The 20,565-nt window shown below is 67.4% G+C and carries 19 protein-coding genes; 8 read left to right on the plus strand and 11 right to left on the minus strand.

What is annotated here, in order from left to right:
- Window positions 1-40: 40 nt before the first annotated feature.
- Window positions 41-412 carry a DUF4124 domain-containing protein gene (locus ACI2JH_RS11630; RefSeq protein WP_042615516.1) on the minus strand — a complete coding sequence of 124 codons (372 nt, stop codon included), beginning with the start codon at window positions 410-412 and terminating at the stop codon, window positions 41-43.
- Between the two features lie 80 nt (window positions 413-492).
- Here ACI2JH_RS11630 and pssA point away from each other — a divergent pair, with 80 nt between their 5' ends.
- From pssA to rimI, 3 genes are read left to right on the plus strand one after another with little or no spacing between them, the layout of a single operon-like run.
- Window positions 493-1,272 carry a CDP-diacylglycerol--serine O-phosphatidyltransferase gene (pssA, locus tag ACI2JH_RS11635; RefSeq protein WP_101100291.1) on the plus strand — a complete coding sequence of 260 codons (780 nt, stop codon included), beginning with the start codon at window positions 493-495 and terminating at the stop codon, window positions 1,270-1,272.
- Entirely contained in the window at window positions 1,269-1,775 is a 507-nt protein-coding gene (locus ACI2JH_RS11640) for a hypothetical protein (RefSeq protein ID WP_404736257.1), read from the plus strand. Before pssA ends, ACI2JH_RS11640 begins: the two co-directional genes overlap by 4 nt.
- Window positions 1,772-2,269: a ribosomal protein S18-alanine N-acetyltransferase gene (gene rimI / locus ACI2JH_RS11645; RefSeq protein ID WP_349998890.1), complete on the plus strand. Its 498-nt coding sequence runs from the start codon at window positions 1,772-1,774 to the stop codon at window positions 2,267-2,269. Before ACI2JH_RS11640 ends, rimI begins: the two co-directional genes overlap by 4 nt.
- Before the next feature lie 317 nt (window positions 2,270-2,586).
- Here rimI and ACI2JH_RS11650 read toward each other — a convergent pair whose 3' ends face one another.
- The 3 genes from ACI2JH_RS11650 to ACI2JH_RS11660 all read right to left on the minus strand — a co-directional run bounded on the left by ACI2JH_RS11650 (window position 2,587) and on the right by ACI2JH_RS11660 (window position 7,498).
- Window positions 2,587-5,427 carry a valine--tRNA ligase gene (locus tag ACI2JH_RS11650; RefSeq protein ID WP_404736258.1) on the minus strand — a complete coding sequence of 947 codons (2,841 nt, stop codon included), beginning with the start codon at window positions 5,425-5,427 and terminating at the stop codon, window positions 2,587-2,589.
- A 79-nt stretch (window positions 5,428-5,506) separates the two neighbouring features.
- Window positions 5,507-5,932 carry a DNA polymerase III subunit chi gene (locus tag ACI2JH_RS11655; protein WP_101100359.1) on the minus strand — a complete coding sequence of 142 codons (426 nt, stop codon included), beginning with the start codon at window positions 5,930-5,932 and terminating at the stop codon, window positions 5,507-5,509.
- An 87-nt stretch (window positions 5,933-6,019) separates the two neighbouring features.
- Entirely contained in the window at window positions 6,020-7,498 is a 1,479-nt protein-coding gene (locus tag ACI2JH_RS11660) for a leucyl aminopeptidase (protein ID WP_404736259.1), read from the minus strand.
- 103 nt (window positions 7,499-7,601) lie between these two features.
- Between ACI2JH_RS11660 and lptF the strand changes: the two genes are divergently transcribed.
- Together lptF and lptG are read left to right on the plus strand one after the other, a co-directional pair.
- Window positions 7,602-8,684, plus strand: a complete 1,083-nt coding sequence (lptF, locus tag ACI2JH_RS11665; protein ID WP_042615077.1) for an LPS export ABC transporter permease LptF — start codon at window positions 7,602-7,604, stop codon at window positions 8,682-8,684.
- Window positions 8,681-9,787: an LPS export ABC transporter permease LptG gene (lptG, locus tag ACI2JH_RS11670; RefSeq protein WP_101100296.1), complete on the plus strand. Its 1,107-nt coding sequence runs from the start codon at window positions 8,681-8,683 to the stop codon at window positions 9,785-9,787. The genes lptF and lptG overlap by 4 nt, the downstream gene beginning before the upstream one ends.
- A gap of 343 nt (window positions 9,788-10,130) precedes the next feature.
- Here lptG and ACI2JH_RS11675 read toward each other — a convergent pair whose 3' ends face one another.
- Window positions 10,131-11,258 carry an alpha/beta fold hydrolase gene (locus ACI2JH_RS11675; RefSeq protein ID WP_182656986.1) on the minus strand — a complete coding sequence of 376 codons (1,128 nt, stop codon included), beginning with the start codon at window positions 11,256-11,258 and terminating at the stop codon, window positions 10,131-10,133.
- A 115-nt stretch (window positions 11,259-11,373) separates the two neighbouring features.
- A complete protein-coding gene (locus ACI2JH_RS11680) occupies window positions 11,374-11,859 on the minus strand; it encodes an RDD family protein (protein ID WP_404736260.1) in 486 nt (161 codons plus the stop codon).
- 57 nt (window positions 11,860-11,916) lie between these two features.
- Between ACI2JH_RS11680 and xerD the strand changes: the two genes are divergently transcribed.
- A complete protein-coding gene (xerD, locus tag ACI2JH_RS11685; protein ID WP_101100299.1) occupies window positions 11,917-12,894 on the plus strand; it encodes a site-specific tyrosine recombinase XerD in 978 nt (325 codons plus the stop codon).
- Here xerD and ACI2JH_RS11690 read toward each other — a convergent pair.
- Window positions 12,879-13,580 carry a hypothetical protein gene (locus ACI2JH_RS11690; protein ID WP_404736261.1) on the minus strand — a complete coding sequence of 234 codons (702 nt, stop codon included), beginning with the start codon at window positions 13,578-13,580 and terminating at the stop codon, window positions 12,879-12,881. The genes xerD and ACI2JH_RS11690 overlap by 16 nt on opposite strands.
- Window positions 13,581-13,758: 178 nt before the next feature.
- On the opposite strand from ACI2JH_RS11690, the gene ACI2JH_RS11695 reads away from it, so the two are divergent.
- Both ACI2JH_RS11695 and ACI2JH_RS11700 read left to right on the plus strand, forming a co-directional pair.
- Entirely contained in the window at window positions 13,759-14,532 is a 774-nt protein-coding gene (locus ACI2JH_RS11695) for a thioredoxin fold domain-containing protein (protein ID WP_319278114.1), read from the plus strand.
- 198 nt (window positions 14,533-14,730) lie between these two features.
- Window positions 14,731-15,000, plus strand: coding sequence for a hypothetical protein (locus ACI2JH_RS11700; protein WP_182656990.1), 270 nt, complete (start codon window positions 14,731-14,733; stop codon window positions 14,998-15,000).
- Window positions 15,001-15,064: 64 nt separating this feature from the next.
- On the opposite strand, the gene ACI2JH_RS11705 is transcribed toward ACI2JH_RS11700, so the two are convergent.
- From ACI2JH_RS11705 to ACI2JH_RS11720, 4 genes are all read right to left on the minus strand, one after another.
- Window positions 15,065-17,158, minus strand: a complete 2,094-nt coding sequence (locus tag ACI2JH_RS11705) for a glycosyl hydrolase family 18 protein (protein WP_404736262.1) — start codon at window positions 17,156-17,158, stop codon at window positions 15,065-15,067.
- A gap of 215 nt (window positions 17,159-17,373) precedes the next feature.
- Window positions 17,374-18,600, minus strand: coding sequence for a hypothetical protein (locus ACI2JH_RS11710; protein WP_404736263.1), 1,227 nt, complete (start codon window positions 18,598-18,600; stop codon window positions 17,374-17,376).
- 156 nt (window positions 18,601-18,756) lie between these two features.
- On the minus strand, window positions 18,757-19,443 hold the full coding sequence (locus ACI2JH_RS11715; RefSeq protein ID WP_404736264.1) for a hypothetical protein: 687 nt from the start codon (window positions 19,441-19,443) through the stop codon (window positions 18,757-18,759).
- Window positions 19,440-20,501: a hypothetical protein gene (locus ACI2JH_RS11720; RefSeq protein WP_404736265.1), complete on the minus strand. Its 1,062-nt coding sequence runs from the start codon at window positions 20,499-20,501 to the stop codon at window positions 19,440-19,442. Before ACI2JH_RS11720 ends, ACI2JH_RS11715 begins: the two co-directional genes overlap by 4 nt.
- Window positions 20,502-20,565 lie beyond the last annotated feature (64 nt).

The following is a 20,565-nucleotide window of genomic DNA, read 5'->3' on the forward strand; positions in this document are numbered from 1 at the left end:
TTCTGCCAGCCCGGCGCCTGTCGTGGGCGGCGGGCGGGTTTCAGGCCTGCGGGCAGTAGGCCTTGGCGGCCGCTTCGGCGAGCGCCCGCTGGTTGGCGCGCTGGGTGTCGTCCAGCGCGGTTTCGGCCGTGCCGTCACCATTGGTGTCCTGCATGACCGGACCGCTGCCATCGAGCAGCGCCAGGTTGGCCCGCGCGGTGACGCACTGCGGGGCAAGCGGGGCGTCGGTGGCCGCCGCTGCCGGCGGATTGCCCGGGTCGCGGGTCTGCTGCCGGGTTTCAAAGGCCTTGCCGGCCGGCGGGCTCTCCGAATACTGGGTCACGCCGTTGGCGTCCTTCCATTTGTAAACCGGACCGGCAAACGCCGATCCGCTGGCCAGCAGCAGGAAACTCAAGCAGAACAGGGTACGCATGGAGACTCCAGGCCTGACCGGCGGGAAAGCGTGATTGCAGCACCGCAGCCGTCGGCTGGCAAGTCGATTAAACTCGGGGGATGGATCCCATCACACCGCCGCCGCCGCGTTCGCGCACCATTTACCTGCTTCCCAACCTGTTCACCACGGCGGGCCTGTTCGCCGGGTTCTACGCGATCATCGCCGCGGCGAACGGTGATTTCGTGTACGCCAGCATCGCGGTGTTCGTGGCTGCGGTCATGGACGGGCTGGACGGCCGGGTCGCGCGCCTGACCGGCACCAGCAGCGAGTTCGGCGTGCAGTACGACTCGCTCGCCGACCTGGTCAGCTTCGGCATGGCGCCGGCGCTGGTGATGTACCACTGGGCCCTGTCCTCGCTGAAGTACGACGGTGAGCTGCTGGGCCGCGTTGGCTGGGCGGTCGCCTTCCTGTACGCGGCCTGTGCCGCGCTGCGCCTGGCCCGCTTCAATACCCAGGTGGCGGTGGTGGACAAGCGCTGGTTCGTCGGCCTGGCCAGCCCGGCTGCGGCCGGCCTGATGATGTCCTTCGTCTGGGCTTTCGCTGATGGCACCCTCGGCTGGACCGGTGAGCAGCTGCGCTACGTAGCGCTGGGGGTCACCCTGGTGTCGGCCCTGCTGATGGTCAGCCGGATCCGCTTCTGGAGTTTCAAGGGCGGTGGTGCGAAGGGACCGCGTGCCGACCGCGTGCCGTTCCTGGTGTTGGCTCTGCTGCCGATCGGCATCGCCATCGCGGTGATCGACCTGCCGCGCGTGTTGCTGGCGGTAGGCGTCATCTACGCGCTGTCCGGGCTGGTCATGTGGACCATGCAGCGCCTGCGCAAGCGTCCGGACGCGGCGTGAGTGCCGACCTGCCCGTCCTGTGGACACCGGCCCAGCAGGCCTGGCTGCAGGCGATGGGCTACAGCGTGCTGCATGAAGGCGCGTTGGCGGCCGAGCTGGAGGCCGCGGCCGCTGCGGCGCAGGCGATCGAGCCTCCCGCGGTTGAACTGAGCCTCGCCCCGGTGGCATCGCGCCCGGCAGTGGCCCGGCAGGCGCCCCCGGCACCGCGCACCGCGCCGGAACCGGTGGCCACGCGCGTGCCGGTGGCCCCGCGTCCGGATGCCGGGGAGCGGAACGACACCGATGCCGCGCCGCGTGCAATCGCTGCACGGCGGCCATCGGTCCGCCTGCCGGACCGCCTGCAGATCGCCTTGCTGCGTGCCTCGGGCTGCAATCCCAATGATCCGGAAACACAGGCCTTGATGGACAGCTGGCCATTGGACACGCTGCGCGCCGATCCGGCCGCCAAGCGTGCGCTGTGGCCCGTGCTGCGTGCGTTGCGCAGGAAAGGGCGCGGCGCATGAGCGCGGTGGCCCGTCCCGTGCAGGCCAGCGTGCGTGCATTGCGCGAAAGCGACCTCAATGCGGTCATGGTGATCGAGGAGCGGGGGTACCCGTATCCGTGGACGCGTGGCATCTTCCTGGACTGCCTGCGTGCGGGCTATCCGGGCCTGGCGATGGAAGAGGACGGTCTGCTGGTCGGCTATGCATTGTTGAGCATCGCCGCCGACGAAGCGCACCTGTTGAACATCTGCGTGGACCCGCTCAACCAGTCACGTGGACGCGGGCGGCAGTTGCTGCGCGCCATCGTGGGGCTGGCGCGTGACCGCGGCGTGCAGCGCGTGTTCCTGGAAGTGCGGCCGACCAATACGCCGGCGCTGTCGCTGTACCACAGCGAAGGATTCAACGAGATCGGTCGTCGTCCGCGTTATTACCCCGCTGCCGACGGTCGCGAGGATGCGCTGGTGATGGCCATCGAACTGGTGGCCGACGACATCGACCGGATGCCGCCGCTGTAAGCGGGGGCACATGATGCCCAGCGGCCGTCACTACCGTAGCGGTGGTCAGGTAGCGCCGAGCCACGCTCGGCGGGGGCAACGGCGGGGCAACGGCGTGACGACCAACGGTCGTCACCCACAAGGTCAGATGGTCGTCAGCCACCCGATGTGACGGCCAGCGGCCGTCACTACCGTGGCGGTCAGGTAGCGCCGAGCCATGCTCGGCGGGGGCAACGGCGGGGCAACGGCGTGACGACCAACGGTCGTCACCCACCAGGTCAGATGGTCGTCACCCACCCGATGTGACGGCCAGCGGCCGTCACGACCCACGCCGCGCGTCAGAGCTTGGCGCGCTGTTCCTGCAGGCCGGCCAGCTGGGTGGTCCATTCGAGCAGGCGCACGCGTTCCTGCTCGACCACCGCCGCCGGTACCTTGTCGGTGAACTTGGCCAGCTTGGCTTGGCTCTTTTCCTTTTCGCCCTGCACGCGGGCCAGTTCCTTGTCCAGGCGCGCGCGCTCTGCATCCAGGTCCACCAGGCCTTCCAGCGGCACCAGCAGCTTCAGCTCGCCGACGATCGCCGGAGCAGCCGGCGGCGCGATTTCGCCATCGGTCAGCCACTGGATGGTTTCCAGCTTCAGCAGGAACGACAGCGAGGCGGCAAAGCGCTCGATGCGCACCCGGTCCTGCTCCAGCCCGGCCTGCAGGCGCAGCGGTACCAGTCTGGACGGGGCCACGTTGAGCTCGCTGCGCACACGACGCACGGCGCTGATCACCGCCTTCAGCCACTCCACGTCCGCTTCGGCCTGGGCGTAGTCACCGGCGAACTCTTCGGCGCTGGGGTAGGGACGCAGCGACAGCGAATCGCCGCCGATGCCCAGGCGCGGTGCAACCTGCTGCCACAGCTGTTCGGTGATGAACGGGGTCAGCGGATGCAGCAGGCGCAGCAGCGCTTCCAGCACGTACAGCACGGTGTGGCGGGTGCTGTCCGCATCGGCCGCGTCGGCGCCGTTGAGGGCCGGCTTGCTCAGCTCCAGGAACCAGTCGCAGAACTCGTTCCAGGCGAACTCGTACAGGCACTGCGCCAGCAGGTCGAAGCGGTAGGCGGCGAAGTGGCCCTGCGCTTCGGCAGTGGTGGCCGCCAGGCGCGCGAGGATCCAGCGCTCGGCATCGGTACGCGGCTTGGGCGCGCCGGCGAACGCAGCGCCTTCGGTGTTCATCAGCGCGAAGCGGCTGGCGTTCCACAGCTTGTTGCAGAAGTTCTTGTAACCCTCGGCGCGGTTCATGTCGAACTTGATGTCACGGCCGTGGGTGGCCAGCGCGGCGATGGTGAAGCGCAGCGCATCGGCACCGTGCGCGGCGATGCCGTCCGGGAATTCCTTGCGGGTGGCCTTCTCGATCTTCTCGGCGGCGCGGGGCTGCATCAGCCCACCGGTGCGCTTGGCCACCAGGTCATCGAGGGAAATGCCATCGATGATGTCCAGCGGATCCAGCACGTTGCCCTTGGACTTGGACATCTTCTGGCCTTGGCCGTCGCGGATCAGGCCAGTGAAGTACACGTCCTTGAACGGCAGTTTGCCGGTCAGGTTGTCGGTGGCCATGATCATCCGGGCGACCCAGAAGAAAATGATGTCGAAGCCAGTGACCAGCACCGACGAGGGCAGGTAGCGGTCGAAGCCGCGCTCGGCCATCGCCTGTTCGTTCGGCCAGCCCAGCGTGGAGAACGGCCACAGTTGCGAGGAGAACCAGGTCTCCAGCACGTCGCTTTCCTGGGTCAGTGCCACCTCTGCGCCCAGCCCGTTGGCGGCGCGCACTTCGGCTTCGTCGCGGCCGACATAGCAGGTGCCTGCCTCATCGAACCACGCCGGAATGCGATGGCCCCACCACAGCTGGCGGCTGATGCACCAATCCTGGATGTTGGTCATCCAGTGGCGGTAGGTGTTGATCCAGTTCGGCGGCACGAAGCCGATCGCACCCGGCTTTCCATCGGTACCTTCCACCAGTTCCAGGCCACGCCGCGCCAGTTCGTCCATCTTCACGAACCACTGGTCGGTCAGGTAGGGCTCGATCACCTGGCCGGTACGGTCGCCGCGCGGCACCTGCAGCTTGTGCGGCTTGGTTTCCACCAGCACCGCCAGGTCTTCCAGTTCGGCCAGCACGGCCTTGCGCGCGTCGTAACGGTCCAGTCCGCGGAAGCGTTCCGGCGCATTGTCGTTGATCGCCGCCACCGGGGTGAACAGATTGATCATCGGCAGGTTGTGGCGCAGGCCTACCTGGTAATCGTTGAAATCATGCGCCGGGGTGACCTTGACCACGCCGGTGCCGAAGGCACGGTCGACGTAGTCATCGGCGATCACCGGCACGCTGCGGCCGGTCAGGGGCAGGGTCACGCTGCGGCCGATCAGGTGCAGGTAGCGCTCGTCTTCCGGATGCACCATCACTGCGGTATCGCCGAGCAGGGTCTCCGGACGGGTGGTCGCCACGACCAGGTAATCGCGGGTTTCGCGCAGCGTTTCCACGCCGTCGGCATCGCGCTCGACGTGCTCGTAGGTCAGCCCGTCATCGAGCTTGTAGGCGATCGACCAGAGGAAACCGTCTTCCTCTGCGCTCTCCACTTCCAGGTCGGAAATCGCGGTCTTCAGCACCGGATCCCAGTTGACCAGACGCTGGCCGCGGTAGATCAGGCCCTGTTCGTGCCAGCGCACGAAGGCCTCGATCACCGCCTGCGACGGCTGCGGGTCCATGGTGAAGGTGCTGCGCGACCAGTCGGCCGACGTGCCCAGGCGGCGCATCTGCCGTTCGATGGTGTCACCGGACTGCTGCTTCCATTCCCACACCTTGCCGATGAAGGCTTCCCGACCCAGCGTGTCGCGGGTCTCGCCGTTGCCTTCCAGCGCCAGGTTGCGGCCGACCACCATCTCCGTGGCGATGCCCGCGTGGTCGGTACCTACCTGCCACAGCGTGTCGTAGCCGCGCATGCGGTGGTAGCGCACCAGCGCATCCATCAGGGTCTGCTGGAAGGCATGGCCCATATGCAGCGTGCCGGTCACGTTTGGCGGCGGCAGCAGGATGGTGTACGGCTCGCCCTTGCCCGACGGTTTGAAGTGGCCAGCCTTTTCCCAGGCATCGTAGGTGTCCGTTTCAAAGGACGTCGGGTCGTAGCTGGAGTCGAGTCGGGTCATGCGGGGCAACCAGAAGATGTTCGGGGGGAATTCAGGGCGATCGGTCGGCGCATCAAGGGCAGCGCACATCCGGCGCCGCTTACATATCGTGCTTGGACAGATCGTAACCAGCATCTTTGTACTGCCGCCAGCGCTCGCGCAGCGGCTCGCGCGCGTCCGGGTCGGCCGGGACGACTTCCAGTACGCGCTCGCATTCGCCCATCCAGGGCGTATCGCGCAGGTTGATCACCAGCGGGCGCGCCGGTTCCACGCCACCGGGAACGGCGATCAGCACCATGGCTTCCTCTTCATCCATGTCCTCGCCGGCGATCTGGTGCGGGATGTAGGCCTCCGCATCGAAGGACCACAGCAGCTCGTCCAGTTCTTCGGCCTGGGCCAGGTCACGCGCCAACACCAGGGTGAACAGCCCGGCATCGTTGGCCTTGCGCGCCAGCTCGCAGACCAGGCGCAACGGCTCGGTCAGGAAGCGGGGCTTGGCAATCAGGTAGAAATCAGCGCGGGGCATGGCGGGGTCCGGGTTGCAGGCGAAGACCTGGTCGAAACCGGGTCGTGTCATGGCCGGCACGGATGCCGGCCACAGGGCGACAGTGGATCAGGCGCGGCCGACCTGGTCCAGCAGCCACTGGCTCAGCAGGCCGACCGGGCGACCGGTGGCCATGCCGCGCTTGCCTTCGTCGCTGGCCACGCCGGCGATGTCCAGGTGGGCCCAGCGCTGGCCTTCGGTGAAGCGCGCCAGGAAGCAGCCGGCGGTGATCGCACCGGCCCAGCGGCCGCCGATGTTGTAGACGTCGGCAAAGCTGGAATCCAGCATCGGCTGGTATTCGTCCCACAGCGGCAGGCGCCAGGCGCGGTCGAACACGTGCTCGCCGGCGGCCAGCAGTTCGCTGGCCAGGTCGTCGTGCTTGGTCATCAGGCCGGCGGTCTGGTGGCCCAGGGCCACCATGCAGGCGCCGGTCAGGGTCGCCACGTCGACCAGCGCGGCCGGCTCGAAGCGCTGCGCATAGGTCAGCGCGTCGCACAGGATCAGGCGGCCTTCGGCGTCGGTGTTGCCGACTTCGATGGTCTTGCCGGACATCGAGGTGATGACATCCGACGGGCGGTAGGCATTGCCGTCGATGGCGTTTTCAACCGCCGGCACCACCACCACCAGGTTCAGCGGCAGCTTGGCCTTGACGGCGGCCACGAAGGTGCCGATGACGTTGGCGCCACCGCACATGTCGTACTTCATTTCCTCGATGCCGCCCTGGGTCTTCAGGTTGACGCCACCGGTATCGAAGGTGATGCCCTTGCCGACCAGCACGTAGGGCTTGGCGTCGCCGCCGTTGCTCCACTTCAGCACCACCAGCCGCGGACGGTTGGCCGAGCCGCGGGCGACGGCCAGCAGCGAGCCCATGCCCAGCGCTTCCATCTGCGTCTCGTCCAGGATCTCCGCTTCGGCGCCGTCGTGCTCGCCGGCGAACTTCACCGCCACGTCGGCCAGGTAGGCCGGGTTGCAGAAGTTCGGCGGCAGGTTGCCGAGCTCGCGGGCGAACTCCACGCCGCTGGCGATGGCCTGGCCCTGCAGCAGGGCCTGCTCGTCACTGCCGGCGATGGCCAGCTGCTGCAGGCCGGCGTCTTCAGCTTTCTTCTTGCCGAAGGTGGCGGTGTAGCGGTAGCTGGCGTGGTCGGCGGCGATGATCGCCTGGCGGATCGCCCAGGCCGCGTCGCGGTCCTTCACGGGCAGGTCGACCAGGGTGAACAGCGCGCTGCGGCTGGCGCCGGTCTTCAGCGCGCGCACGGCGTCGCCGATGGCCTTGAGGTACTGCGGGACGCCGAAGCGGGCGGCATCGCCCAGTCCCACCACCAGCACGCGCGGGGCGCTGACGCCCGGCAGGTCGTGCAGCAGGGCGGTGGCGCCGGTCTTGCCGGACACATCGCCCCGCTGGGCCAGGGCGGCCAGGCGACCGCCACTGGCGGCGTCCAGCGCCTGCGCGGCGGGCGACAGGGAAAGATCGGCGAAGGCGCCGACGACCACGCAGTCGACCCCGGCAGAGGTCGGCGACGCTTGGTTCAGGGTGAATTGCAGGGCCATTGATCAGATTCCGTTGGCATATCCGTACAATCGCGGACCGTTTACGTCCAGCCGGTAGACTGGGCGGACCCGCGAACGAACCTGAGAGTTTAAACCACGGCCCATGTTGAAGCTCGACCGCTATCTATTGGGCGATTTCGTCCAGAGTTTCCTGGCCACCCTGATCGTCCTGCTGGTTGTCAGCGTGGGCGGCGTGCTGGTGGATATCCTTGGCAACATCGCCGACGGGCGCCTGCCTGCCCGCCTGTTGTTCTCCCAGCTGGGCCTGCAGTTCATCGTCTACATGCCGCTGATCCTGCCGTTGGCGCTGATGCTGGGCCTGCTGCTGGCGGTCGCCCGGCTGTACCGCGATTCGGAAATGGCGGTCATCACGGCCATTGGCGTGGGCCCGCGCCGCCTGCTCAAACCCTTGCTGCTGCTGGTGCTGCCGGTGGTCGGGCTGATCGGCGCCTGCTCGCTGTGGCTGGGTCCATGGGCCGACCGCACCAGTGAGCAGATGATCGACCAGGCCAACCGCAGCGTGCTGATGGCCGGGCTGGAGGCGGGGCGCTTCACCAACCTGTCCAACGGCGGGGTGGTCTATCTGTCTTCCATCTCCCCTGATGGCACCGGCCTGGGCCGGGTGTTCATGAACCGTGCCCGCGAGGGCCGGATCGAGGTCGTATCGGCCGCCAGCGGCAAATTGTTCTTCGAAGGCAAGGACCGCCGCTACCTGCAGCTCAACGATGGCCATCAGATCGAAGGCCCCGCCGACGGCGGCAAGGGCTACCGGCTGGCGACCTTCGCGCGCAACGACGTGGCCATGCCCGACGGTGCGCAGACCCGCCAGTCCAACGATCCCGAACTACTGCCGACCAGCCAGCTGATCGGCGATGAGCGGCCCGAGGCGAAGGCGCAGCTGCACTCGCGCATCGCCCCGCCGCTGATCGCGTTGGCCTTCGCCCTGCTGACCGTGCCATTGGCGCGCAGCTCGCCTCGCCAGCAGCGCTACGGCCGGATGATGCTGGCCTTCCTGGCCTACATGGTGGGCATGAACCTGATGTTCATCGGCACCGGCTGGATTGCCGATGGCAAGGTGCCCAATGGGCTCGGCCTGTGGTGGCTGACCCTGCCGCTGCTGGCGTTGGCGATCTGGATGTACCTGCGTGACGGCCACCTGTCGCGCCCGAAGAGAGTGACCGCATGATTCCGCGTCCGATGCGTTTCGATTACTACCTGGGCCGGGCGGTGTTCGGCACCGTGCTGCTGACCTGGGCGGTGCTGGTGGGACTGGACGTGGTGATGGCGTTCTCCGGCGAGTTCAAGGACGTCGGCAAGAACGGATACACCCTGGGCCATGCGGCGGCCTGGGTGCTGTATACCGTGCCACGCCGCGCCTATACCTTCTTCCCCACGGCGGCGGTGATCGGCTCGCTGATGGGCCTGGGACAGCTGGCGGCGACCTCCGAACTGACTGCGCTGCGTGCATTGGGCCTGTCACGTCGTCGCCTGAGCCTGTCGGTGGCGGTCGCGCTTTCGCTGCTGACCGGCGCAATGGTGGTCAGCGGCGAAACGATCGCACCGTGGGGGCAGGAACGTGCCGACAACATCCGCATGAGCGCCAAGCGCGGCGGTGACATGTCCGTCGCCCGCTATGCCGGTGTCTGGGCCCGCGAGGGCGATACGTTCCTCAACGCACAGGGTGGTGAAGAGCAACTGGTGGAGGGCGGTGGCACGCGCCTGGTGCTGCACGACGTGCGCATGTACCGCATCGGCCCGGAAGGCGAGATCGTATCGCTGACCCATGCCGCCACCGCCGAACACGATGCGTCCGGTTGGGTGCTGAAGCAGGTGCGCCGGGACATTTTCGGCGAGCGTTCACTGACGCGCGAGGAAGCGCCGAGCGAGAAATGGGATTCGCAACTGGATGCGGCGGCGCTGGCCACCGGTATCTCACGGCCGCGCAACCTGCGCGCGGCTGACCTGCGCACCAGCATCGAATACCGCGAGCGCAACGGCCTGGATGCGCGTGACTATGAAGATGTTTACTGGAGCCGCTGGTTCTATCCGGTGAACGTGCTGGCGTTGTGCCTGGCGGCGGTACCGTTCGCGTTCGGTTCGCTGCGCAGCGGCGGCATGGGCAAGCGTTTGTTCCTGGGCATCCTGTTTGCCTTGGGGTTCTGGCTGCTGCAGCTGTTCTTCGGGCGGATGGCCGGTGCGTTGAAGTTTGATTACCGGGTGGCGTATGCGTTGCCGCCGATTTTGATGCTGGGTATTTCGGCGATGCTGTTCCGACGCAAGTCGGGTTGAGTGTGTTTGATTGCCGGGCTGCGCCCGGCACCTGCCGAAGCAACGGCAATTGCAACGGCAAAAGGCGCAGGGCTGTTGCGTTGGCGGGGCGGGTCCGCGGGGGCCTTGGTAGCGCCGACCCATGGTCGGCGGAATGTTTCCGCCAACGGCCCGCTGCGCTCGCCGACCATGGGTCGGCGCTACCAGAGCGCCGTGCCGTGCCGTGTCGGGTGGAGGGAGCCCCTGAGTCAGGGGCGGCCGCGAAACGAGGCACGCAGGATGCAGTCCTTGCCGTCCCCCGACCAGCCCCGCCGCCCGGTGCCAAACCCGTAGCCATGAGCAAGCTGTCAGCCGCGAGGGGGTCTCACCCGTTCGACCCACCCACACCCTGCGCAAGCGCCATGAAGTTCGCCTCAAGCGGAAGCCGCGGCGCAGGGCACAGGCCATCCGGGGCGGACACATCACGCGACATCCAGTCATCCACGATGCCGCCCAGCAGATCGATCCGCATCGGCAGGGTGATGTGGTCCTCGCCGCGCATTTCGATGTAGTGCGCACGCGGACTGGCCTGGGCCAGCCGGCGTCCCTGGTCCACGCGGATATGCTGGTCCTGGTCACCGTGAAGCAGCAGCACGCAGGCGCGGCTGGCGGCGACCGCACGGCTGACATCCACCTGGTCCAGGTCCACCCCCAGCCGCCGGTTGGCTGCGGCGATCACCGCGTCCATGTCCTGGTCGGCATACCGCCAACGGGCGTACGCCGCCACCGCCTGCGCCTGCCAGCCGTGCGGCTGGCTGGCCAGCAGGTGCGGGATCATGCTGCGGATCGCATCGCCGGCGTTGGCGAAGGATTCCATCGCCACCACGCCCTGCACGTCGCCACCCAGTTTCTCGGCAGCAAACAACGCGGTCGCAGCGCCGTAAGACACCCCGAACAGATACAGCGGACCCTGCACTTCACCGCGGGCACGCAAGGCACGGATGACATCGATCACCTCGTCCGATTCCACCGTTCCATAACCTGCCGGGCCACCGCCTGAGTGACCGTGGTTGCGCAGGTCGATGGTGATGACGCGGTAGCCGGACTGGGCCAGCTGCAGCGACCACGGCAGCATCGCATCGCCGCTCATCATCCAGCCGTGCAGCAGCACCACGGTGCCGCGCGGCGCACGCGCATGGAACGGCCGCGGTGGCTCCAGCCGCAGGTCCATGTCCACCGGCTCGCCGCCTTCATGGCGCGGGCGCGCATAGCGGTAGCGCAGCCCGTAGTCGCCTGCGTCGAAGGCGCGCCAGAACAGGCGCACGTCCTCACTGCTGGTCACGTAGCCATTCCGGTTGGGCAGGGTGGCGATGGTGGCTGCGATGTGCGCCTGGTCGAGCAACGGCGAGGCACCGCCGGGCGATACCAGACGTTCGCTCAGCGAGGTGGAAGCAGTAGGGGAGCAGGCGGCCAGCCACAGGCACGCGCAGGCCAGCAGCAGGCGCATCATCATCAGGGCATCGAACGGATTGGCCGTACAGGCTACGCAGCGCCCCGGTGTGCGATCTATCGTGGATCGATGACGGCTTGATGACAGTGCGGCGTGGGTTCAGCTACGCGGGCCGGACTCATCGCTTGGAACGGCGGATCATCCGGGTGCCGCTGGCGCGGTCGTGCCAGGTCAGCCGGTCGCGGTCGATCAAGGCCCACCAGAAGCCCAGCCCGGCAAGGCCCAGGGACACGCTGGCAACGGCGTAGCGAACCCACAGCGAGGGAAGCGACGGCGGCTGCACATCATCGCCGGTCACCGCGATCCGCCACGGCCGCATGCCCAGCGTCTGGCCGCCACGGCGCCAGCTCCAGGTGGCATACAGACCGGTGAGCACCCAGCAACACGCCCACAACGCCCACTGCCAGCCGCTGAACGGAGCGATGTTTTCGTGGGTTGTGTGGCCGTTGATGGTGAATGCAACCACGAACAGCGATGCGGCCAGCATCCACAACGCAAGCGCCGGGAACAGGTCGTACAGCAAGGCGAGCAGGCGCCAGCCAAGCAGGGCAGCAGGGCGCACGGCAGCGGCAGCGACGGCAGGGGCATCATGCGGATCAGCCATGCGGGGAAGCATACGCAATGCTGGTGGGGTGCGCAGCGTGCGGCGTATCCTTCGCCCATGTCCGTTGCTTCCTCGCCTGCCGAACGCCGCCAGCTGATCCAGGCGCTACCCGAACTCGACGCCGCAGATTCGGTGGCGATCACCCGCTTCCTTGATGCGGCCTGGGCCGAACATGGCCTGGCGCGAGCCAGCGTGGACAGCTACCGGCGGGACCTGGAAGGGTTGGCGCGTTGGCGCAGCGGGCAGGCCGGCGGCCTTGCCGGCGTCGATCGCGCCGGGCTGTTCGACTACCTGGCCTGGCGTACCCGCCACGGGTGGTCGCCGCGCAGCAACGCGCGCCTGCTGTCGGCCTTGCGCGCGTTCTTCGCCGACAGTGTCCGCCGCGGTGCACGCAGCGATGATCCGACCGCCTTGCTGGATCCGCCGAAACTGCCACGGCTGCTGCCCAAGGCGCTGGCGGAAAGCCAGATCGACGCGCTGCTTGCGGCCCCCGACGTCGATACGGCGCTGGGCCTGCGCGACCGCGCGATGCTGGAATTGATGTACGCCGCCGGCCTGCGCGTAAGCGAACTGGTGGGCCTGCCGGCAACCGCGGTGAACCTTCGCCAGGGCGTGCTGCGCGTTACCGGCAAAGGCAGCAAGGAACGGCTGGTTCCGCTCGGCGAGGAGTCCCAGCATTGGCTGGAGCGCTACCTGCAGGAGTCACGACCATCGCTGGCGAACAAGCGCAGCGTGCCGGCCGATACCGGCGGCCAGGTGCCGCTGTTCATCGAGCCGAGCCTGCGCCCGCTCAGCCGCCAGGCATTCTGGCATCTGGTCAAGCGTTATGCGGTGCTGGCCGGGATCGATCCGGTACGGATCAGCCCGCACGGCCTGCGCCACAGCTTCGCCACCCATCTGCTCAACCGGGGAGCCGACCTGCGCGCGTTGCAGATGCTGCTCGGCCACAGCTCACTGTCCACCACCCAGATCTACACGCTGGTGGCGCGCGAGCACCTGCAGAAGCTGCATGCCAAGCATCATCCGCGGGGGTGATCGGGGTGATCGGGGTGATCGGGGTGATCGGGATGATCGGGCCTTTCCGATGGCAGCTGCAGCGATTGCAGGGTGCGCTGCAGCGGCATCCGCAGCGCCTCGATGCCATCGGGCTGCTGCGCGGTGATGAACGACAGTATCTCCTGAACCGCGCTGTGCTCCACGAGATCACGATCGGCTTGTGACCCTTGGGCCGCTATGGCCTCGTTGTGTGCCTGCTTCATCACCTGTCTGCGCAGTTCCAGGGGCTCGCTCAGATGCCCCGCCCAGAACGCGTCGGCCAGCATGAGCCGCGCCTGGTTGCGCACGTGGTCGGGGGCCAGCAGTCCCTTCAGCTGCTGCTTCACCGCCGGATCCACCGGGCGGTCGGTGTGCAGATGGGTGCGCACCAGCACCCGGTGGAAGGCGCTGGCCAGTTCGGTGGGGCGGCTGTCGGCCTGCGTATCGATCTCGTACAGCAGTACATCCTGGCGCGCCAGTTCGCGCGCCTTTCGCTGCAGCTGATCCAGCGACAAGCGACCGCCATTGAAGCGGGCAGCGAGCTGGACTTCCCGGTTGTTGATGCCGGTCAGCGCCGCGGTGAACCGGGCGGGAGAATAATGGCATCGGGCCAGCTGCACTTTTGCCGAGAGCTGGTTGAGGACGGTGGCCCGGAAAATCAGTCCGAGCTGGGCGACGATCTGCATGTTGGCCTCCAGTATCCGGCTTCCCTGCTGAAGGATGGCGGGAGCTGGGTGTGATTGCTTCCATGAATCGCTCAGGGCGTCGGAAGGGCTGAGGCAGGACGCGGCGCGACGGTGATACGCCCACTCAGCAGTGCTGTGCGAGAATCCAGCTTCCCTTTCATCCTGCGGTCCCTCCCCGATGCTCCGAGTCCTTACCGCCGTACTGCTCGGCGCGCTCAGTCTGACCGCCTGCGCCCAGCCTGCACCGCCTTCTGCAGGCAAGTCCGCCGTGACAACCAACGCGGCGCCCGCAGGCAGCGGTGCGGAGCAGAAAGTCCGTGCCGCCTTGACCCAGCTGGATCCCAACTTCAAGCCCGACTACATCGGTGCCGCCCCGTTTCCCGGGTTCCGCGAAGTGGTGGTATCCGGCCAGGTGCTGTACGTGTCCGATGATGGCAAGTACCTGATGCAGTCCCAGCCCTACGACATCCAGGCCAAGGCGCTGGTCAACAGCGAAGGCCTGCTGGCGTATCGTCGCGGCCTGCTGGAGAAGGCCAATCACGGTGACCGCATCGTGTTCGCCGCACCGAATGCCAAGCACACCATCAGTGTCTTCACCGATATCGAGTGTGGTTACTGCCGCAAGCTGCACCAGGATATCGCCGAGCTCAACCGCAACGGCATCACCGTGGAGTACCTCGCCTTCCCGCGCATGGGCCTGGGCAGCAAGGACTACACCGACATGATCTCGGTCTGGTGCGCCAGTGATCGCCGCAAGGCCCTTACCGCCGCCAAGCAGGGCAGCCCGGTACCGGCCAAGAACTGCACCAACCCGGTGGCGATGCAGTACGCACTGGGCCAGCAGCTCGGCGTCAACGGCACGCCGGCGATCTTCGCCGCCGATGGCACCCAGCTGGGTGGCTACCTGCCGCCCGCGCAGCTGAAGGCCGCGCTGGACCGCCGCGCGCGCTGAGCCGATGTTTCCGCAAAGGCGCCGGCCGGTCCGGCGTCCTGGCGGAATCCGCTGCAGTAAACATGCAAGCCGGCGCGGTGAGGCGCGTGCAGGGTAGAGGCCTTCTGCTGGAGATTGCCTCTCATGCTGCCGCGCGCTTCTGCTTCCTCCGTTCCACCGCCCCGTCCGCTGGGCCGATCGCCGGCCCCGCCGCCGAGAGTGCCCATCGCCAACCGCCTGGCCGGCGCTGTGCCGACCGCGATCGCCAACCTGCCGCCGCGACCTGCCACGGCGTGCACGAAGGACACGCGGGACACCCGCCGTGACGACGCCGCCACGGCGATCCGCCGGGTGTCCATCTGCAGTGACGATTCGGATAGCTGGCCGCTGGGCAGCAGCGATGACGCGCTGTTCCTGAAAGCACCCTCGGGCAGCTGGCCGCTGCCGCCGGCCAACGTGTCCCACCTGCGGCCGGCGAAACCTTTCTGATGCTCCGTAAAGCAGACGACGACTCCCCGCAGCCCGCAGTGTTCGCGGGGAGCCGTCGCTGGTCTTACTTCAGGCCATCACTGATGCTGCGCGCCAGCGTGCCCTGCGTGTCGTCGCCACTGAACTCCCAGAAAAACGCCCCGCCCAGTCCCTGGGCTTTGACATAGGTCATCTTGCGGCTCACGTTGGCGGGAGTGTCGTAGCTCCACAGCGTGCTGCCGTTGTAGGCCCAGGTGGCGCCGGCGGTCGTGTCGGTGTAGGTCGGCCAGCCCAGGTTCTTCAACACCTTCCAGTCTTCGATGCCGGCCTCATAGGTGCCTGGCGCAGCGCCCGAAGCGGTCTGGTACATGCCGTTGTTGCCGCCGCCCACGCCGTTCCAGCCGCGGCCGTAGAAGCCGATGCCGAGGTTCAGCTTCGACGCCGGAACACCGCGCGCGATGAAGGCTTCGATGGCGTCATTGCTGTTGTACTGCAGCTGGTCGCCAGTGGACGGGTCGGCAGCGGCATTGAACAGCGCCGAGTGATGGTTGGTCCGCGGATCCCACGCGCCGTGGAAGTCGTAGGTCATCACGTTGATGTAATCCAGGTACGGATGATAGGCGGCTGGATTGGTGACCCGGATCTTGTCGATGCCGGCGCCCACGGCGACCGTCAGCAGCAGGCCCGGCCGCACCGCATCGAGCTGGCGGCGGAACTCGGCCAGCAGCGCGGTGAAGTTGGCGTTGTCTTCCGGCGCACCGCAGGCGATGCCGCAGGCGACCGGATACTCCCAGTCGATGTCGATGCCATCGAACACGCCCAATGCTGCCGCCGTGCCGCCCGCGCCATCGGTGACCGGCAGGTTGCCGCGGATGTAGGCGTCGATGCACGAGGCCACGAAGGCCTGGCGGTTCTCCGGGCGGGCGGCGCTGGAGAAGCCGCGCGACCAGGTCCAGCCGCCGAGCGAAATCAGCGCCTTCAGGCCCGGATGCTTGGCCTTCAGCTGCTTCAGCTGGTTCCAGTTTCCACGCAACGGCTGGTCCCAGGTATCGGCACTGCCACTGACGCTTTCGGCGGCGGAGAACGATTTGCTGTAATCGGCGAAGGCATCGCCACCGGCGCCGGTATTGGGGTCCGAAGGCTGGGTGACGCCGACTTCGCAGCGATTGTTGCGTACGTTGCCGAAGGCGTAGTTGATGTGGGTCAAACCCGCTGCCGAGCCGCTGCTGTCGATGTTCTTCACCCGGTAGTTGCGGCCATAGATGCCCCACTGGGTGAAGTAGCCGATGACACGCTTGCCGGTGGTGCCCCCATCGCCGGCCAGGGTCGTTGCGCTGACCGTACCGCCCTGGGCCGACGCATTGCCGGCATTGTCGCGCGCACGGACCCGGTAGCTGTAGCTGGTGGAGGGCGCCAGCCCGCCATCGATGTAGGACGCGCTGGTGGGTGAGCCGACCAGGCTGCCGTTGCGGTACACGTCATAGCCGGCCACGCCGCTTCCGCCGTTGTTGTCGGTGGATGCGTTCCAGCTGAGGGCAACGCTGTTGGCGGTGCGGGTACCTACGGCGAGCCCGCCAGGCACGCTGGGCGCGGTGGTGTCGCCACTGGCCGCGTTGACGGTGATGGAGATCGTGGCGGTGCTGGCCGTGGCGTTGTTGTTGTCGGTGGCCACCGCGCGCAGGGTGTGGGTACCGGCGCTGGCATTGGCCCAGCTGGCACTGTAAGGCGCGCTGGTGTCGATGCCGATGGAGCTGCCACCACGGAAGAACTCGACCTTGCTGATGCTGCCATCGGTGTCGCTGGCGTTGGCGCTGACGTTCACCGTGCTGCCGGCGCTGAAGGTGGCGCCGTTGGAAGGCGAGGTCAGGCTGACCACCGGCGGCTGGTTGCTGCCGCTGCCGTCGCAGGCGCCGAGGTTGGTGTAGTACGGGGCGCCGGCGGGGTGGTCCGGCGGGGCATTCCAGATGTCCTGTTTGGCTTGGTACAGCACCCCGCCTTTCTGCAGGGTGTCGCCGGCGCGGTAGATCCTGGCCTGGTCCCATTGGCCCACCCCTGCGCAGTTGGCGGCTTGCGCCAGCCCAGGCAGGGCGCCACTGATGGCCAGGGCAAGAAGCCACCCGGGGCGGTGCGGGAACGAGCGGGCGGGACGAGCGGCACTGCGTGCAATCGGGTCATGCATGGGATATCTCCGATCGAATCAGATTTTCGCGCGGGTCACGATGACGCCGCGCGTGACGCAGGTCCGCGCGCCGCAGGCAGGCGGCGGAGGGGGAGCGGACGACACCGCCACCCTGGGGTGGTCGGTGACGACAACGTTGTCATCAATGCACACCGCAAACCGTGATCTGGTTCCCTGTTTGTGTGTGAAGGTGGTTACGCCTACATTCGCGAGGATTACAGCCGGAAAGTCTCCCGGTGAGGTTGCGCCGATTCACGCCGTGTCAGGTCTTTAGCATTTGCCACGCGGACGATGTCCCAACAGGCATTGATGTCCTCGGTGACGCGCTGCTCGTGCTTGTCCAGCAATCCACTCGCGCCGATGCCTGTCAACGTGTCAAGCATCTCCTTGATCACGCCCTGTTTGATCTCCGCGTCCCTGGCAAAGAGTTCGGCTTCATCAAGTCCCGCGGGATTGTCGGTGAGTACCTGTTCGATCCTTTCGACGTAGCGTTTCCAGGCCGTCCCAAGTGCGGCCCGGATCCGATGCTGCAGTGTCGTATCAACGGCATCCAGCATCCCGGCCACTGACTCCACCAGGTCGTTGACCGTTGGTTCATGGATCGAAGACAGAGCCTGCGGAGCGTAAACATCCGTGGCAAGGAGGTCGTCGTTCTCGAACATGTAGTCGTCCGGCGCGACCGAGCCGATGGTGCGCTGCTCGGTCAGCGGACCGTCAACGGCGCTCAGGAGCTGCAACGCATCCTGTCGGGTCCAGAGATGCTCCGCGAGCTGTTGGCGCAGGGCCAGGTTCGACGCCGCCATGTCGGGGCTGCGCAGTGCCTTGGACAGGCAGCTGAAGAAGCAGTCGCCATCGGCCGCGACGTCATCGACGACCGCATCCCGGTCGCGCCGCAGCAGGCTGAAATGACGGTCGTGGCGCAGCAGGATGATCTCGTCGTCCTCTACCTCGGGCAACTCCCCGCCGCCCGGGTAATGATATGCCTCGGGTTGCCCGGGGCGGTAAAGATGGATCGCGTCATTGTCGGCATCCACGATGCGCAGCGCGCGGCCTTCGGGCCAGTCCGCGCTGTCAACGATGAACGGAACCAGGTCGCCAGCGCCTTCGTTCCACACACGCGGTTGCTGGAGCAGCTCCAGGGAGAGGCCGACGCACAGCAGATCTCGTTGCTGATCGGTGAGCTGTGCCAACCGGGGACAGCCCGGACCAGGCATGCGGACGGCATCGCGAATGTCGCGCAATGTATCCAGCGACACGCTGGCCGGCTGGATGCCAAGTTCCTGGGCAAGCAGCTCGAAGGCGTGTCTGCTGATGGGCGCATGCACAGGCGCCGTTGCAGCCTGGCTGAAAGCGAGGAACGCAGGATTCCGCATGCCGGTGAGAAGCTCGCCGTTGCGTGGCGGCTGTGCAGTGGGTTCTGCGCCGTTGCGGATAGTGGCCACCGGGAATCCGAAATGGCCACTTGAACGCGGGCGACGTATGGCCGGCGAGATTACTGTTACGGGTAGCGACGTAACGCGCGGCGCCGACAGGTTATCGGGAGAGGCGGTTCCAGGCACGGCGGGTGGATTCCGAAAAGGAGAGGCGTGCGGCAGGCTTCAGCCGTCGGCGTTTCGCGCCTGGGCGATTTCTGTGCTGATGCGCTGCACGGCGACGTCCGCAGTCCGCGTGGCAGCGGTCGCGTTTGCCTGTGCTGCGTAGTGCCCGCTCTGCCACTTCAACCTGATCGTGGCGATCCTGTCCAATGCGCGATCGCCTGCTCCTTCCCCCGGCCTGCTGACCGGCTGCGACGCGGTTGGCGCGCCGGCCGGCACCACCGCTTTTGCAGGTTGCGCCTCGTTTTCTGCCGCCCCGGTGGCGGCTGCGACCAGCACGCCAAAGGTCAATCGCGGCGACGACGCACGCGCGGCGTCGCCCGCCGGACGCTCCATGGCGGTGCGCAGGCCGGGGCCGGCGTTACGCCTGATGGAGGTGAGCGCTTGGTCGGGATCGAACTTGCCGTTCTTCAGGGTGAGGCCGGTGAATGCGCACAGTTTGCGCGTGCTGGCGGGCAGGGTTGGCCGCGCGCTCTGCTCAGCAGCGACCTGCTGCGCAGGGATGAGAAACGAAGACGATTTCGGGCCCCAGGCCCGCATGCCTTGCGCGTAGTTGACTAATCGGTGGGGCACCAGGGGGGTGCGCTGCGCCGGCGATGCGGCCTGCACGGCTGCGCTGGCCTGTACGGTACGCGGCAAGGGCGCAATCGCGCGGTGCATGGGGGGAGGGCTGTAGACGACGCGGATCATGGGGCTTTCGCCTGCAAAGGGAAGGTGCCTCCAGCTTGGCCGCCACCGCGCCGGGACGCTGTCGGAAATCGCGCAGCTGCTGGCTCGCCACGGTCATGTCCGGCCATCGCGGCACCGACCAGCTTCCGATGGATGCCGTAGGGATGCAGTTCGCTTTTCTGCGGGCGCGTGGGATAGCTGTGCGGGGGATGGGGGCAGTGCACCGATGGCCTCGGGATCAGGCCACGCAGCAGGTCGTCAAGGCGTTGCATGTCCGGGCAGTCGCGGCGCCGCGCGGCCATCTGCCGTGCGCAGGCAACGGCCTCTGCGGCCAGGTCCTCGCCATCGGAAGCGCACAGTGACAGGCCGCTGTCGGGTGAGCCGGGCATGCCGTGCAACGGACCCGTAATGGACTTCCACGCACTGGATTCACCCCCGGCCGCGGCATCCCGCGCCTGCTTCAGCGCGACCGCGCGCGCCACCGTGCCACGCACAACGCTGGTGCTGGTGCGGCTGGGCCAGGGATGGCTGCCGTGGCTTGTATTGCGCTCCAACAGCGGCAGTCCCTGCAGGCTGAGCAGGCCCAGCGGATGATGCTCCTCGCGGCGCACCACGATCTGCTGTTCGCACAACCAGCTCTCCAGATCCAGGCTGGGCTCGAAGCGCTTGCGCACGGCCTCGACGATCCTCGGCGGAGCCGACACCTGCGGCCTCTGCCAGGGGCCGCAGCGGGCCAGCGCGAATACACGCGACGGAGGCAACGGGAAAGCGCCGTACAGCGGCCGGGGCGGTTGAGGGTGCGCTTGCGGTCGCTGCGGCGAGGGTGCGGGGCGTACCAGGCTGAGCGGGTCCGGCTGCCCTTGCCAGAAGCGCATGGCGTTTTCACGCACGGCGCGAAGCCCACCCAGGTCCAGCTGGTGATCGGCGATCCGGCCCGGCCGGCAGTTGACGACATGCCGGGGCACGGGAGCGGGCGCCAGCCCGGCCGCGCTGATCTGGCGCAGGCCTTGCCGCAGCAGGGCGGTCGAGGACAGGCGTCCGGATGTAGTGGACAGAATGTTCGCGGAAGCAGGAAGCATGGCAGCGTGCCCGTCGGGAAAGGGGCGATCACCTTCGCGCGTGGTCCGCGCAGCGGCCTCCAGT

The sequence above is a fragment of the Stenotrophomonas sp. NPDC078853 genome, assembly GCF_044901215.1.
GTDB classification, from domain to species: domain Bacteria; phylum Pseudomonadota; class Gammaproteobacteria; order Xanthomonadales; family Xanthomonadaceae; genus Stenotrophomonas; species Stenotrophomonas lacuserhaii.

Bases quoted from the DNA above. Each gene is read 5' to 3' on its own strand.
- ACI2JH_RS11630 (WP_042615516.1), bottom strand. From the start codon at position 412: ATGCGTACCCTGTTCTGCTTGAGTTTCCTGCTGCTGGCCAGCGGATCG.
- pssA (WP_101100291.1), top strand. From the start codon at position 493: ATGGATCCCATCACACCGCCGCCGCCGCGTTCGCGCACCATTTACCTG.
- rimI (WP_349998890.1), top strand. From the start codon at position 1,772: ATGAGCGCGGTGGCCCGTCCCGTGCAGGCCAGCGTGCGTGCATTGCGC.
- ACI2JH_RS11650 (WP_404736258.1), bottom strand. From the start codon at position 5,427: ATGACCCGACTCGACTCCAGCTACGACCCGACGTCCTTTGAAACGGAC.
- ACI2JH_RS11655 (WP_101100359.1), bottom strand. From the start codon at position 5,932: ATGCCCCGCGCTGATTTCTACCTGATTGCCAAGCCCCGCTTCCTGACC.
- ACI2JH_RS11660 (WP_404736259.1), bottom strand. From the start codon at position 7,498: ATGGCCCTGCAATTCACCCTGAACCAAGCGTCGCCGACCTCTGCCGGG.
- lptF (WP_042615077.1), top strand. From the start codon at position 7,602: ATGTTGAAGCTCGACCGCTATCTATTGGGCGATTTCGTCCAGAGTTTC.
- lptG (WP_101100296.1), top strand. From the start codon at position 8,681: ATGATTCCGCGTCCGATGCGTTTCGATTACTACCTGGGCCGGGCGGTG.
- ACI2JH_RS11675 (WP_182656986.1), bottom strand. From the start codon at position 11,258: ATGATGATGCGCCTGCTGCTGGCCTGCGCGTGCCTGTGGCTGGCCGCC.
- ACI2JH_RS11680 (WP_404736260.1), bottom strand. From the start codon at position 11,859: ATGGCTGATCCGCATGATGCCCCTGCCGTCGCTGCCGCTGCCGTGCGC.
- xerD (WP_101100299.1), top strand. From the start codon at position 11,917: ATGTCCGTTGCTTCCTCGCCTGCCGAACGCCGCCAGCTGATCCAGGCG.
- ACI2JH_RS11690 (WP_404736261.1), bottom strand. From the start codon at position 13,580: ATGCAGATCGTCGCCCAGCTCGGACTGATTTTCCGGGCCACCGTCCTC.
- ACI2JH_RS11695 (WP_319278114.1), top strand. From the start codon at position 13,759: ATGCTCCGAGTCCTTACCGCCGTACTGCTCGGCGCGCTCAGTCTGACC.
- ACI2JH_RS11705 (WP_404736262.1), bottom strand. From the start codon at position 17,158: ATGCATGACCCGATTGCACGCAGTGCCGCTCGTCCCGCCCGCTCGTTC.
- ACI2JH_RS11715 (WP_404736264.1), bottom strand. From the start codon at position 19,443: ATGATCCGCGTCGTCTACAGCCCTCCCCCCATGCACCGCGCGATTGCG.
- ACI2JH_RS11720 (WP_404736265.1), bottom strand. From the start codon at position 20,501: ATGCTTCCTGCTTCCGCGAACATTCTGTCCACTACATCCGGACGCCTG.